At 74.3% G+C, this 12960-nt stretch carries 12 protein-coding genes and 1 pseudogene; 5 read left to right on the top strand and 8 right to left on the bottom strand.

Features of this window, described 5'->3' with window-relative positions; all coding sequences use genetic code 11:
- The first annotated feature begins 51 nt into the window (after positions 1-51).
- The gene (locus tag ACZ5TL_RS26615) at positions 52-1014 is read left to right on the top strand and encodes a methyltransferase domain-containing protein (RefSeq protein ID WP_468592872.1); all 963 of its coding nucleotides are present in this window, start codon (positions 52-54) and stop codon (positions 1012-1014) included.
- A gap of 46 nt (positions 1015-1060) precedes the next feature.
- On the opposite strand, the gene ACZ5TL_RS26610 is transcribed toward ACZ5TL_RS26615, so the two are convergent.
- Positions 1061-1288 (bottom strand): zf-HC2 domain-containing protein, encoded by a 228-nt coding sequence (locus ACZ5TL_RS26610; protein ID WP_468592871.1) that lies wholly within the window; start codon positions 1286-1288, stop codon positions 1061-1063.
- Between the two features lie 274 nt (positions 1289-1562).
- On the opposite strand from ACZ5TL_RS26610, the gene ACZ5TL_RS26605 reads away from it, so the two are divergent.
- The 3 genes from ACZ5TL_RS26605 to ACZ5TL_RS26595 all read left to right on the top strand — a co-directional run bounded on the left by ACZ5TL_RS26605 (position 1563) and on the right by ACZ5TL_RS26595 (position 2762).
- Entirely contained in the window at positions 1563-2120 is a 558-nt protein-coding gene (locus ACZ5TL_RS26605; RefSeq protein WP_468592870.1) for an RNA polymerase sigma factor, read from the top strand.
- Positions 2121-2161: 41 nt separating this feature from the next.
- On the top strand, positions 2162-2440 hold the full coding sequence (locus ACZ5TL_RS26600) for an anti-sigma factor family protein (protein WP_468592869.1): 279 nt from the start codon (positions 2162-2164) through the stop codon (positions 2438-2440).
- Positions 2441-2534: 94 nt separating this feature from the next.
- Positions 2535-2762, top strand: a complete 228-nt coding sequence (locus ACZ5TL_RS26595) for a cupin domain-containing protein (protein WP_468592868.1) — start codon at positions 2535-2537, stop codon at positions 2760-2762.
- Between the two features lie 79 nt (positions 2763-2841).
- Here the strand turns inward: ACZ5TL_RS26595 and ACZ5TL_RS26590 are convergent, their stop codons facing one another.
- The 3 genes from ACZ5TL_RS26590 to ACZ5TL_RS26580 form a co-directional block, all read right to left on the bottom strand.
- A complete protein-coding gene (locus tag ACZ5TL_RS26590; RefSeq protein ID WP_468592867.1) occupies positions 2842-3837 on the bottom strand; it encodes an Acg family FMN-binding oxidoreductase in 996 nt (331 codons plus the stop codon).
- Between the two features lie 414 nt (positions 3838-4251).
- Positions 4252-5175, bottom strand: coding sequence for a carbamate kinase (locus ACZ5TL_RS26585; RefSeq protein WP_468592865.1), 924 nt, complete (start codon positions 5173-5175; stop codon positions 4252-4254).
- Positions 5176-5226: 51 nt separating this feature from the next.
- Entirely contained in the window at positions 5227-5427 is a 201-nt protein-coding gene (locus tag ACZ5TL_RS26580; protein ID WP_468592864.1) for a hypothetical protein, read from the bottom strand.
- A gap of 200 nt (positions 5428-5627) precedes the next feature.
- Here ACZ5TL_RS26580 and ACZ5TL_RS26575 point away from each other — a divergent pair.
- Positions 5628-5852, top strand: a pseudogene (locus ACZ5TL_RS26575) (cyclic nucleotide-binding domain-containing protein); the annotation flags it as partial.
- Between the two features lie 57 nt (positions 5853-5909).
- Here the strand turns inward: ACZ5TL_RS26575 and ACZ5TL_RS26570 are convergent.
- From ACZ5TL_RS26570 to ACZ5TL_RS26555, 4 genes are all read right to left on the bottom strand, one after another.
- A complete protein-coding gene (locus ACZ5TL_RS26570; RefSeq protein ID WP_468592863.1) occupies positions 5910-8114 on the bottom strand; it encodes an SWIM zinc finger family protein in 2205 nt (734 codons plus the stop codon).
- A 40-nt stretch (positions 8115-8154) separates the two neighbouring features.
- A complete protein-coding gene (locus ACZ5TL_RS26565) occupies positions 8155-11010 on the bottom strand; it encodes a DEAD/DEAH box helicase (protein WP_468592862.1) in 2856 nt (951 codons plus the stop codon).
- Between the two features lie 85 nt (positions 11011-11095).
- Entirely contained in the window at positions 11096-11677 is a 582-nt protein-coding gene (locus tag ACZ5TL_RS26560) for a sugar kinase (protein ID WP_468592860.1), read from the bottom strand.
- The gene (locus ACZ5TL_RS26555; protein WP_468592858.1) at positions 11674-12822 is read right to left on the bottom strand and encodes an ROK family glucokinase; all 1149 of its coding nucleotides are present in this window, start codon (positions 12820-12822) and stop codon (positions 11674-11676) included. The genes ACZ5TL_RS26560 and ACZ5TL_RS26555 overlap by 4 nt, the downstream gene beginning before the upstream one ends.
- Positions 12823-12960: the final 138 nt, after the last annotated feature.

Below are 12960 nucleotides of genomic sequence, written 5' to 3'. Positions count from 1 at the left end.
CGGTAACGACCCTGGGACACCGGCGGCGAACGTCGGCACGGTCGACGGGGAATGACGACCGCCGCACAGCGGGTTCCCGTCGCGCCCGCGGCTCTCGCCGAGGTCCACGACGAGGTCATGGAGCGCTTCTACGGCTGCGGCTCGCCCGTCCCGCCCGCGCTCGAGGGGGCCGCCGTGCTCGACCTGGGCTGCGGCAGCGGGCGGGACGTCTACGTGCTGTCCCAGCTGGTCGGCCCCACCGGCCGGGTGACCGGCGTCGACATGACCGAGGAACAGCTGGCCGTGGCGCGCCGCCATCAGAGCTGGCACGCCGAACGGTTCGGCTACGCCAACACCGACTTCCGCCACGGCTACATCGAGGACCTGACCACGGCCGGCATCCCGGACGCCTCCGTGGACGTGGTGGTCTCCAACTGCGTCCTGAACCTCTCGCCGGACAAGCCGCGTGTCTTCTCCGAGATCTTCCGCGTCCTCAAGCCCGGTGGCGAGCTGTACTTCTCCGACATCTTCGCCGACCGCCGCCTGCCCGCCGCCCTCTTCGACGACCCCGTCCTCGTCGGCGAATGCCTCGCCGGCGCCCTGTACACCGAGGACTTCCGCCGCGTCCTCGACCGCAGCGGATGCCCGGACGCCCGCACCGTCACCGCCTCCCCGGTGGAGATCAGCGACCCGGACATCGAGCGGAAGATCGGCTTCGCCGCCTTCACCTCCCGCACCGTCCGCGCCTTCAAGCTCCCGCTGGAGGACCGCTGCGAGGACTACGGCCAGGTCGCCGTCTACCAAGGCACCATCGCCGAGCACCCGCACGCCTTCGACCTCGACGACCACCACCGCTTCCACACCGGCAAGCCGGTGCTCGTCTGCGGCAACACCGCCGACATGCTCGGCGCCACCCGATACGCGGCCCACTTCACCGTCACCGGAGACAAGAACCACCACTTCGGCCTGTTCCCCTGCGACCCCGTGGACGGGGCTGCCGCGCCGGGCACGGGCGCCCCGTCGGCCTGCTGCTGACCGGCCGGCACACCGGCCGCCAGAGCTCGGGTGGGACAGGTGTCCTTCAACGCCGGGGCCGGTCCCGCCCCGGCGGCGTGGTGAGGTGATGGGCGAAGCGCCGTACCCGGGCCGATGCGAGGGAGGGGGGCGTCCGCTGGGGATGGTGCCGGAGGGACGCCTTGATCAGCCACAGCAGTTGCTGCCGGCCGCTGCACCCCCAGCAGCGGGCGACGTGAGCGGCCACCCGCATGCGGTGCGCACCCGTGAGCTGCCCGTCGGCATACGCTTCCACGTCACCCCGCAGCCGCACATGCCGTATCTTCTCCCGGCACTCGGCCCACACTCGCCCAGGCCCGGGAACGCGCTGCCCTCTCATGCGTCGGAAACCCGTCGCGCCGCACGCCGTATTCCAGCCCCCGCGTGGCGCCTCACCTCGCCACCGACCACGGCGGCACCGGGGACCGGAAAGCGAAAGGCGGAGGCGGATGGCCGAAGGCGGAACAGAACAAGGAAGAGGAAGGAATGCGGCTCCGGGAAGAAGGGGTTTCCACCGTGTGGAAGACGAAGTGACAGCGTCACCTGACCCCGCGGACCCTCGGGGCCGGGCGTTCGCCGCCTATGTGCTGCCGGAGGTGGAGGTACTGCTGCGGGTGGCGATGACGCTGACCGCGCAGCCGGCGGATGCCGAGGACCTCGTGCAGGACACCCTGCTGCGCGCCTACCGGGCCGTGGACCGCTTCGACGGGAAACATCCGCGCGCGTGGCTGCTGACGATCATGCGACGGGCCGAGATCAACCGCCACCGCCGCCGTCGTCCCCACCTCCTGGACGACCCGGACACCGATCTGGACCGGCTCAGCACCACGGGCACCAGCGGATCGGCGGAAGAGATCGTGGTGGGTGAGGCGTTCGACGAGGTGGTGGACGAAGCCCTGGGCGCGCTGCCGGACAAGCACCGCCAGGTGGTGCAGCTGGTGGACATCGACGGACTCACCTACGCGGAGGCCGCCCGCCTGCTGGACGTCCCCGAGGGCACCGTGATGAGCCGGCTGCACCGGGCGCGCAAACGGATACGGGCGCGGCTGGCCACGGCGGGACTGGCACCGAAGCGAGGTGTGATGTGAAGAGGCGTCCATGGTGGCGGCGTGCGCCGGCCGAGCGCCGAATGAACTGTCTGCGGGTCGCGCGCGTGCTGCAGTCCTACCTCGACGGCGAGACCGACGAGGTCACCGCACACCGGGTCGCGGCACACCTGGAGGACTGCCGGCGATGCGGCCTGGAAGCGTCCGTCTACCGGGAGATCCACAACGCGCTGGCCCGCCGGGCGGAGCCCGACCGCCGAGCGGTGGAGCGCTTGCAGGCGTTCGGCGCATCGCTCCTGAGCGATCCGCCGGCCGGAGACGACGACGCGGAACACGGCCCGACGCCTCCGGCGGGCGCCTAGGTGTGCTGGTCGGTGGGCCGAGCGGACTGAGCAGCGCCCACGCCCAGAAGTTCACGGCGAACCGACCGTGGCCAGGGCGAGCATCAGCCATACCGTGCCGGACACCGGTGTACCGGACGGTGAGCTGCCGGTCTTCGACTTCGACGGCTGGACCCTCGACCTGGTCCTGGGCGAGGAGGAGACCGAGGCGAAGCCCGGGAGCTGGATCCATCTCCCGGCACGGCTGCCGCACCCCGTGCGCGCCACCGAGCCCGGCGTCATGCTGCTGACCATGCCGCCCGCCCCGGAGCCGTCCGGCCCCGGAACCCCTTCCGCAGCATGACCGATGCCCGGCCGGGTGCCTCTTCCTGCCCGGCCGGGCACCAGGGGTCTCGTGCCCGGCCGGGCACCAGGGGTCTCGGTCACACGATGTCGAGAACGTCTCTCACCGAGCGGCGGGGAGTGGCCGGGCCCCGGGGCCCGTAGCCGAGGCGCAGCACCATCTGCACATGACCGGTGCCCCATCCCGGGTCGCGGGCCAGCAGACGCAGCTCGCGGTCTTCCAAAGCATGAGAGGTCAGGGACGTGGCCAGCTCGGCCAGGGTGGCCTCCAGCAGAACCCGTTCCAGGGCCTGCCCCGCGCGCAGCCAGTCGGCGGGGGTGTCAGCGGGGGTGCTCAGCAGGGCCAGGTGCGGGGTGCGCTCGAAGGCGGTGCTGCCGCGGTCAGCCACCGGCCGGCGTCCGGCGAAGTCCCGTACCGGAGCCTTGCCGTCCCGCCTGCGCGGGCCGAAGGCGTACTCGGGGACGCCGTCGACGGCGGTGTCCGCCTCCGTACCGAGCCGGGTCCAGCGGATGAGGTCCGCGCGGGCACCGGGGTCCATGGCGTCGCGGCTCTCCGCATCGCGGACCAGGTCGAGCACTGTCTCGGCGTGCCAGACACCGGGGAAGAGGAGGACGGCCGACTCGCGCGCCGCCGCATCCTGCAAGGCGACCTGGACGTCCTCCGGGATGTCCTTCTCCGCGAAGGGATGGCGGCTGGTGTGCCGCTGCCGGATCGCCTCGTGCAGCCGCGCCAGGTCGTCCTCCCGCAAGCGCCGCTCGCCCGGGGCGGCCAGGTGGACGGCTGCGAACAGCAGCGGGTCCTGTGGCTCGGGCAACAGCCGGACGTCGGGGGCGAGGTCCGCGTGCGCGGCGGCGACGCGCAGGTTGAACAGTGCCGCCCCGCAGCCGATGTGCAGCGCCCGGTTGCCGGGATCGGACCGGGGCATGGCCCGTGCGAGGTCGGCGCGCAGCAGCAGGAGACGCTCGTCGGCGACGTACCGGAAACGCCAGGGCTGCGCGTTGTGCATGGACGGAGCCGCGGTGGCCTCGGCCACGAGCCGGGTCACCGTCTTCTCGTCGATTTCGCCCGAAGCCATGGAATCCTCCTGTCATGCCCGGCCCTGACGCGGGCCCCACCAGGCACCGCGTCAGCGGCCCGGCCCACCCGCCGGCACCACGGCCACCACGGCCACCACGGCCACCACGGCCACCACGGCCACCACGGCGATCCGGCCCGCACCCGACGGCCGATTTCCAGTCTCTGCCCGGCGGCACCGCCGAGCACCCGGAACCCGTACACCGGCGCGGCCATGACGGACGGGGACACCATGCGCGAGGGTGTCCGTGTGGTCAGGGCCGCGGGAGCGTTGTGACGCGGCGCAGGTAGGTGCGTCCGATGCGGCCGAAGCCGTTGATGCCCACGCGCACGGTCATGTCCGTCGTCCTCCCCGGTCAGGGCCCGGCGGTGTCCGGGGACGTACGGCCAGCCTGGTGGCCGGGGCGGCGGCAGGTCAGCCGGACACCAGGCCAGGGCGCACCAGGGTTCCCGACCTCCCGTGGACGATCTCGTACGCCGCGTCCAGCGCGCCGATGGCGGCCAGGCCCCCGGTGCGTTCGACGAACCGGGCGGCGGCCTCCGTCTTGGGGCCCATGGAGTCGGCGGGGTAGCCGGCGCGGCGCAGGTCGTCGGGGGTGGCGTCGAGGACGGGCCGCGGTTCGTGGGTGCCGTAGCCGGTATAGACACACGGGACGTCGGTGAGGATGAGCAGGAAGTCGGCCTTGAGTTCCTCGGCGAGCAGGGCGGCGGTGAGGTCCTTGTCGACGACCGCGTCCGCGCCGTGCAGCGCGCCGGTGTCGTGGTCGGCCGTGACCGGGACGCCTCCGCCGCCGGCACAGATGACCAGTGCGCCGCAGGTGAGCAGGTCGTGGATGGTCTCGGTCTCGACGATCGCCTCGGGCGCGGGTGAGGCGACGACTTGGCGCCAGCCGGTGGCGTCCTTGGCGATGTGCCATCCGTGCCGTCGCGCGAGGGTGCGGGCGACGTCCCCGGGGTACACCGGGCCGACGCGCTTGGCGGGGCGTGCGAACGCCGGGTCGCCTGCCCGTACGACGGTGTGGGTGACGAGCGCGGTGATCTTGCGGCCGGGCAGCGTGTCGTGCAGGGCCCGGACCAGCAGCGAACCGATCAGTCCCTGGGTCTGGGCACCCAGCAGGTCCAGCGGATAGGGCGCGGTCAGGACAGGGTCGGCCGCGCTCTCCATGGCGAGCAGACCGATCTGCGGCTCGTTGCCGTGCGTGATCACAATCTCGTGGTCGAGAGCGAGAGCGGCGACGGCGGTGGTCACCCGGTCGATGTTCGCCTGCTGTACGGCGGCGTCGGGGCGTTCGCCCCGGTGCAGCAGGGCGTTGCCGCCGAGAGCGATGACGATGCGCATGACGTGGGTCCTCCAGGGGGCGGCATACGGCAGTGGGAAGGCGTCCCCCGCTCAGGGACGGACCAGGATCCGGTCAGGCGAGCCGGGCGTCGCCGCGGCCCGCACGGGGACCGGCGCGCGCCGGCTGCTGCGCAGCCGTGCTCGTAACTCCAGCGCGTCGAGCACGGCGCTGAGCACGAAGGCGACCGCGGCGGAGGTCCCCAGGAGGACGGCGACCAGCGTCCAGAACTCCGGAGTCGGTGACGTATCCACCAGGCACACCCTCTTCCGCGTCCGCCGGGCCGGCTCACGTCTCCATCGAACCCCCGGGCCCCGTCCCGGCACAGGGTGCCGAACGGCCCGGACACGGCGCCGGGCGGCCCGGTCCGGGGGCCGGGTGGCCCATGGCCCGGCAGCAGACTCGGCAACACGCTGGACGTGGCAGGTTCCTACGCCCGTCCAGGAGGTACGTCATGAAGGCTCCCGCCACGGCCGGCACGCTGCCGGCGCTCCCGGCCGAGCACCAGCAGCGGTTGATGCGCTGCGCCCGGGAGGTGTCGTTCCCCCAGGGCACCCGCCTCTTCGAGGAGGGGGGCCGCGCTGACCGGTTCTGGATCATCCGCACCGGCTCGGTCGACCTCGACATGCGTGTGCCCGGCCGCCGCGCCGCCGTCATCGAGACGCTCCGCCACAACGAACATTGACCGGAGTCGACTCACCACTCCGCGCTGACCGCGGGGTCGGGCGGCGGCCTGTCAGAGGTCGCTCGCCATGCCCAGGCCCGTCAGTGCGCCGACCGGGTCCAGGTCGGGGGTGCCTCTGGGCCACCAGTCGTCGCGGCCCGGCTCGGACTCGTAGGCGTACCACAGGCCGTCGCGGCCGAGGCGGAGCTGGACATGGCCGTGCGGGTGGGTGAGGTGGTTGCGCCGGGGGCGGAAGGCGGGCAGATCGGCGGCGAGGAGCAGCGGGCGGGCCCGGTCGAACCGGCCGGCCGGCGGGTCCCACGGCTCCTCCAGTACGGCGAGGCCCTCCAGCCCGCCCTGGCGCCACGCGGCGACCGCGCGGGCCAGGTCGGACGGGCTGCGGCCGGCGGCGGAGGCGAGCGAGGAGTAGAGCGCCCGGCTGCCCGCCGTGAGGCCCGAGCCGGGCCGGGCCGCGGCCAGACGGACCGCGTCCTGCCAGAAAGTCAGCTGCCCGACCGGGTCGCGGCCGGTGGTGAGCAGGGCGTGGGCCCGGGCTGCGGCGTCCGTGGCCAGCTGGTCCAGCGCGAAGGGGTCCGGGCCGCCTGGGGACGCCGGGTAGGCCGGGGGCTGCTCGGGGTGCGGGGGCGGGGGCAGGGGTGCGGGGAGCGGCGGGAGGGCGCGTGTCGCGAGGACCTCGGCGGCCCGCACGCCGGGCGCGGGCGCCGGTTGCCGGTCCTGGGCGGCGCGCGCCGCGCGGGTGGCGCTCAGCCGGGAGAGCGCGTCGAGCAGCTCGCGCTCACCCCGGCCGCGCAGCAGGAGCAGCACGAAGGGGTCGGCGTCGAGCAGCCGGGCGGTCTGGTAGCAGAGGGCGGCGGCGTGCTTGCAGGGGTGGCCGCGGTCGGGGCAGCTGCACCGCGGCTCCAGGTCGCCGGGGCCGGGCAGCAGGGCGACACCGCAGTCCGCCAATGACTGCGGCATCTCCTTGTCGAGGAGCGCGGCGATGTGCCCGGGCCGGTCGGCGGCGGCCTCCAGGAACCGGTCCCAGTCGGTGTCGCCGAGGGTGCGCAGCCGCACCTGCACGCGGTACGGGCGCGGACGGCTGCCGTGCACGTACGCCAGGACGAGACCGGGCGTCACCGTGATGGCGTCGACGTGCCCCCGCCCGGCGTATCCCCGCCCGCGCTCCAGCCGCTCGGCATCCAGCGCGCCCTGCTCCAGCGCGGCGACCCAGGCGTTCCCCCACCAGCTCTCGGCGAAGGTCTCGCCCTCCCGGTGCGGAAAGGGCGGGAAGGTGCGGCGCAGGTCATTGTCCCGGTTGGGGGCGGCCATGGAGCGAGGGGTGGCACGGGAGGGAGCGGGGGTGGGGCCAGGGGCGGGGCCGGTGGTCTCGAGGGTGGGGGTGGAGGTCTCCGGGTGACTGGTCCTGGGGGCGTAGGCCGGGGCCGGGCTCGGGGCCGGGGCCGCTTGGTGGCTGATGTCGGGGGTATGGGCTGAGGCCCGGCCAGGGGCTGAGGGGAGGTTCTCCTGTCCGGTCGTCTCGTCGGGGTTGTCGGGGTCGTCAGGCGTCGTGTCCGGCTCACCCAGCTCACCTGGCTCACCCGGCTCGTCCGCAAGGCCCGGCATACGGAACGCGTCGGACAGCAACTCCCGTACATCACGCGCTCCCTCGCCGGCGGCGTGTTCGCGCGCTCGCCGCGCAGCCGCCGCCCTGTCGTCCACCGCGCTCTGCCGTGCCCGGCGCCTTCGCCGGGCACCTTCCCTCTCGGTCTCTTCCCTCGCCCGCCGCGCGTCGTCCCGCGCCGCGCGCAGCGCGTCGCGCGCGACGTCCGCAGCACGCGGGCCGGGCCGGTCGGTGGCGCCGCCGCCGCGAGCGGTCGAAGTCCGCTCGTCCTCTTCCGCTCCGGTGGGTGCGCCGGCCGAGGCGGGCCCCGGCGGGCTCTCCTCGGGGTCGGCGGACACTTCCGGCTCCGACGGTGCTCCGACCGCCGGGGTGTCCTCGGGCGCACCGGCATCCTCACCCGCGCCCTCCTCACGCGCCCGGTCCTCGCCACCCCGTCCGCTCCCCCGGTGCTCGGACACCGCCCTGCGCAGTGCCTCGCGGGCCACGTCCGCGGGCCGGGGGGTCTCCTGGCCGGTGGACGCCTCGCCCGGGACGGCGGATGCCTCACCCGGAACTGCCGCCGGACGGGCCGCCGGTGCCGTGCCCGGCTCCTGGGCCGTCCGCTCCCTGGCGGCCCGCAGGGCCCGGCGGGCCTCGTCGGCCGGACGGTCGCTCATGACGACCTCCGCGGGGACGGCAGGAGGCGCGGACGAGGCGTCATGACGACCTCCGCAGGGAGACCAGGTCCGACAGCTCGCGGTCCGTCAGTTCCGTGAGGGACGACTCGCCCGAGCCGAGGATCGCGTCGGCCAGGGCCCGCTTGGCGTGGAGCATCTCGGCGATGCGGTCCTCGACCGTGCCCTCGGTGATCAGACGGTGGACCTGGACGGGCTGGGTCTGGCCGATGCGGTAGGCGCGGTCGGTGGCCTGCTCCTCGACGGCCGGGTTCCACCAGCGGTCGAAGTGGACGACGTGCCCCGCGCGGGTGAGGTTCAGGCCGGTGCCCGCCGCCTTGAGCGACAGCACCAGGACGGGGGTCGACCCGGCCTGGAAGCGGTCCACCATGCGCTCCCGCTCCGGGACCGCCGTGCCGCCGTGGAGGAGGTCGACCGGGACTGCGCGGCCGGCCAGGTGGGAGGTGATCAGGCGGGCCATCCCGACGTACTGGGTGAAGACGAGAGCGGAGCCGTCCTCGGCCAGCAGGGTGTCCAGCAGCTCGTCCAGCAGGGCGAGTTTGCCGGAGCGGGCGGCGAGCCGGTCGCCGGCCCGGGCGTGCTCCTCCTTCAGGTACAGCGCCGGGTGGTCGCAGATCTGCTTGAGCGAAGTCAGCAGCTTCAGCACCAGGCCCCGCCGGGCCATGCCCTGGGAGGTCTCGATGGCGAGCATCGACTCGCGGACCACCGCCTCGTACAGGGCGGCCTGTTCGCGGGTGAGCGGGACCGGGTGGTCGGTCTCCGTCTTGGGCGGCAGTTCGGGGACGATGCCCGGGTCGGACTTCCTGCGGCGCAGCAGGAAGGGCCGGACCAGGCGGGCGAGGCGCGCCACGGCCTCCTCGTCCTCGCCGTTCTCCACGGCGCGCGCGTGCCGGGCGCGGAAGGATTTGAGCGGGCCGAGGAGGCCCGGGGTCGTCCAGTCGAGGAGCGCCCAGAGTTCCGAGAGGTTGTTCTCGACAGGCGTGCCGGTGAGGGCCACGCGCGCGGGGGACGCGAGGGTGCGCAGCGCCTTGGCGGTGGCCGAGTAGGGGTTCTTGACGTGCTGTGCCTCGTCGGCGACGACCATGCCCCAGGCCTGCTCGGCCAGGGCGGGGGCCACCGAGCGCATGGTGCCGTACGTGGTGAGGACGAAACCGCCGTCCAGGCCGGCCAGGCTGCGGTCGGGGCCGTGGAAGCGGCGGACCGGGACGCCGGGGGCGAAGCGGTTGATCTCCCGCTGCCAGTTGCCGAGCAGCGAGGCCGGGCAGACGACCAGGGTCGGCTCGCGGCGGGCCCGCTTCAGGTGCAGGGCGATGAGTGTGACGGTCTTGCCGAGGCCCATGTCGTCGGCGAGGCAGCCGCCGAGGCCGAGGGAGGTCATCAGGTCGAGCCAGGCCAGGCCGCGGAGCTGGTAGTCGCGGAGGGTGGCGTGCAGGCCGGGGGGCGGCTCGGCCGGGCGGATCCCGGCGGTCAGGCGGTCGCGCAGGGTCGCCAGGGCTCCGACGGGTACGGCCTCGACCGTCTCACCGTCCACCTCGGCGGTCCCGGTGAGGGCGACGGACAGCGCGTCGACCGGGTCGAGCAGGCCCAGGTCCCTCTTGCGGGCCTTGCGGACGAGGGCCGGGTCGACGAGCACCCACTGGTCGCGCAGCCGGACGACCGGGCGGTGGGCCTCGGCGAGAGCGTCCATCTCGGAGTCGGTGAGCGGGTCGCCGCCGATGGCCAGCTGCCAGCGGAAGCCGAGCAGGTCCTCGCTCTCGAAGAAGCCGGTGCCGTCGGTCGCCGCGCCGGGGGCCGGGCGGACCACCGCCGTGGCGGACAGGTCCTGCGCGAGGTCCCTCGGCCAGTGCACGGCGACCCCGGCCGCGGCGAGCCGGGTGGCCGCGACCCCGAGCAGGTCGCTCAGCTCGTCCTCGGTCAGTGCCAGCACGTCGGGCACGTCCTGGTCGGAGAGCCGGTCGAGCGGGGGCCAGATCCGGGCCGCCCGGCGGACGGCGAGGGCGGCGTCCACCCGCGCGCGGGGGCCGAAGGCGTCGTCGGCCTCACCCGCCCACAGGGCCGCCGCGTCGGCCACGAGGGTGGGGTCGGCGAGGCTGTGCACCTGGACGACCGCCGCGCCGGCACCGCGGGCGCCGCCGTCGGAGGCGTCGTCGAAGAGGTCGTACGCCGACAGGTCCAGGCGGAGCGAGATCCGCACGCCGGCGTCCATGCCGGCGGCGACCTCGGCGGCCCAGTCGTGGGCCGCGGGCAGATAGTGGGCTCCGCGGGCCGCGAAGGGCCGGCCGGAGGTGTGGGGAGCGGCTGGGGTGCGGGGCAGGGTGTCGGCGACCGCGTCCAGGAAGGCGCGCACGAGCGCTTCCGGCTCGGGCAGGCGGAGCGGGCCGGGGCCGGGCAGCGGTACGGCGTGCCCCTCGTACGGCAGGGCGGCGGCCACCGCGCGCAGGTGTGCGATGTCGTCCGGGTCGAGAGGGCCGGCGCGCCAGGCGTCGTGCCCCGTGGCGGTCAGGCCGGGCAGCAGCCGGCCGCGTGCGGTCAGCCGCAGGGCGTGCAGGGCCGCCGCGCCCCAGCAGGCGGTGGCGGGGTGGGCCGCCGGGTCCTGCCGGGCCCGCACCAGGAGCGGCAGGGCCGCGTCCAGCGGGAGGGACAGCGCAGGGGTGGTCCGCCGCCGGACTCCCGCGCCGTGCCGTCGTACGACGGTCAGCTCGGTGTCCTCGATGTCCTCGGCTTCCTTGATGCCCTCGGCGGGCAGGGGCTCGCTGTCGGGGTCCCAGAAGGCGATGCGCCCGTCGCGCGGGAGGGGTGCGGGCAGGAAGACGGCGGGGAGCCGGACCGGGACCGCCGCGTCCCCCGCCCGCCCGGCCGCCGCAGCCGTGTCGCCCATACGTCCTGTCACCTCCCGCCCGCCTGCCGGATCAGATGTCTCCGACTCTACGGGCGGGGTCTGACAAACGGCCCCGGCGACGGGATCAGGGCACGGTCTGGGACACGGCGTACACCCAGGGGTACGCCGGGTTGGACAGGTCGACGACCACGTCGTGCGTGGGGGCCGGCTTCTTCTGCCGGTGGACGAAGCCGTACCAGACGTCGCCCTCGGGGAACTTCCAGCCGGTGACCTTGCGCGCACGGGCGCTGATGGTGATGTGGTCCTTCTCCAGATCGTCCCGGGTCATGCCCAGGCCCGTCAGGTAGGCGTCCAGTCCAGCCGCGTTGGTCTCGAACTGGGCGTACAGGCGGCTGGTCTTCCAGTTGTTGGTCTCGTAGTACGCCACGTGCCAGGCCGGGTGCGGGATGGGCACCTGGTAGATGCGGCGCTGGAGCTTGGAGGGCCAGCCCTCGGTCAGGCCGGTCGCCGAGTACTTCGCTTCCTTGTCCCTGCCGCTGTCGCGGCTCTGGTTCGCGGAGATCACCAGGTAGCCGGCCGGGATGCCGATGAGCAGCACGATGATCAGCAGGGTGAGCGCCCTGCGGCGGATCATGTGGCGGCGGTCCTCGACCGGGCGGTCCGGTTCGTCGGGCCAGGGTCCCTGGTGGGGCAGGGAGGCGGTCACAGCGTCTCCTGGGTGCTGCGGAGCGACTGTGTGTACCGCTCGTAGCGCTCGTACCGCTCCACGCGGCGGCGCTTGGCGCGGCGGAAGCGGCGGGCGACCAGCCGGGCGAGGTCGGCGGCGCCGACCATGCCGGCCTCGGGGCCGAGCTGGGCCCGGACGATGCGGGCCTCGGGGCGGTAGCCGCGGCCGGTGAGGTGCCGTCTGAAGGCGTCCCGGGCGGGGCCGATCAGCAGGTCGTCGGCGGCCGAGACACCGCCGCCGATCACGAAGCAGGACGGGTCGAGGGCGGCCGCGAGGTTGGCGATGCCGACCCCGAGCCACTGGCCGATGTCCTGGAGCAGCTCGATGCACATGGCGTCGCCCTCGCGGGCCAGCTCGGTGATCATCGGGCCGGTGATGTCGCCGATGTTGCCCTTGACGTGCTCGATGATCCCGTACGCCACCGGCGAGTCGGCGGCGGCCAGCTCGCGCGCCTCGCGGACCAGGGCGTTCCCGGAGCTGTACTGCTCCCAGCAGCCGCGGTTGCCGCACGGGCAGCGGTGGCCGCCGGGCACGACCTGCATGTGGCCGAACTCGCCGGCGACGCCGTACTTGCCGCGTTTGACCTGGCCGTCCTCCAGGATCGCGCCGCCGATGCCGGTGCCCAGCGTGATCATGACGAGGTGGTCCTCGCCGCTACCTGCGCCGAAGCGCCATTCCGCCCAGGCTGCGGTGTTGGCGTCGTTGTCGACCAGGACCGGGACCGACAGGCGGCTGGCGAGGCGGTCGCGGAGCGGTTCGTTGCGCCAGGACAGGTGGGGGGCGAACAGCACGCGGTTGCGGTCGGCGTCGACCCAGCCGGCCGCGCCGATGCCGACGGCGTGCACGTCGTGCCGGTCGGAGAGGTCCAGGACCAGCTCGGCGATCGTGTCCTCGACGACCTTCGGGCTCTTGGACTTGTCAGGGGTCTCCGTGCGGAGCTTCTCCAGGATATTGCCGTCGGCGTCGACGACGCCCGCCATCACCTTCGTACCGCCGATGTCGATGCCGACCGTGGGCACGCGGGGGGCCGTCAGGTGCGAACGGCGCTCCCGGGTGCCGACCGTGCGGAGCACGGTGGCACGGCGGGAACCGATGGGGGCGGTGAAGTCGCGGTAGGTGCTCATCGCGCCCGATTCTGCCTCACGGCAGGGGTGGGCGAGGAGCGGGGCGGGGGCGGGGTGGTGCGGGTCATGGCCGGGTGCGGGTGGACGGGGCTGAGCGCGCCCACGCGGCGGAGCCGCACATCGGCCCAGCCCCGCGCC

Source organism: Streptomyces sp. NPDC033136, assembly GCF_055578235.1.
This window is presented reverse-complemented; position numbering and strand designations above follow the sequence as displayed.

Bases quoted from the DNA above. Each gene is read 5' to 3' on its own strand.
- ACZ5TL_RS26600 (WP_468592869.1), top strand. From the start codon at position 2,162: ATGAACTGTCTGCGGGTCGCGCGCGTGCTGCAGTCCTACCTCGACGGC.
- ACZ5TL_RS26565 (WP_468592862.1), bottom strand. From the start codon at position 11,010: ATGGGCGACACGGCTGCGGCGGCCGGGCGGGCGGGGGACGCGGCGGTC.
- ACZ5TL_RS26590 (WP_468592867.1), bottom strand. From the start codon at position 3,837: ATGGCTTCGGGCGAAATCGACGAGAAGACGGTGACCCGGCTCGTGGCC.
- ACZ5TL_RS26615 (WP_468592872.1), top strand. From the start codon at position 52: ATGACGACCGCCGCACAGCGGGTTCCCGTCGCGCCCGCGGCTCTCGCC.
- ACZ5TL_RS26555 (WP_468592858.1), bottom strand. From the start codon at position 12,822: ATGAGCACCTACCGCGACTTCACCGCCCCCATCGGTTCCCGCCGTGCC.
- ACZ5TL_RS26585 (WP_468592865.1), bottom strand. From the start codon at position 5,175: ATGCGCATCGTCATCGCTCTCGGCGGCAACGCCCTGCTGCACCGGGGC.
- ACZ5TL_RS26570 (WP_468592863.1), bottom strand. From the start codon at position 8,114: ATGAGCGACCGTCCGGCCGACGAGGCCCGCCGGGCCCTGCGGGCCGCC.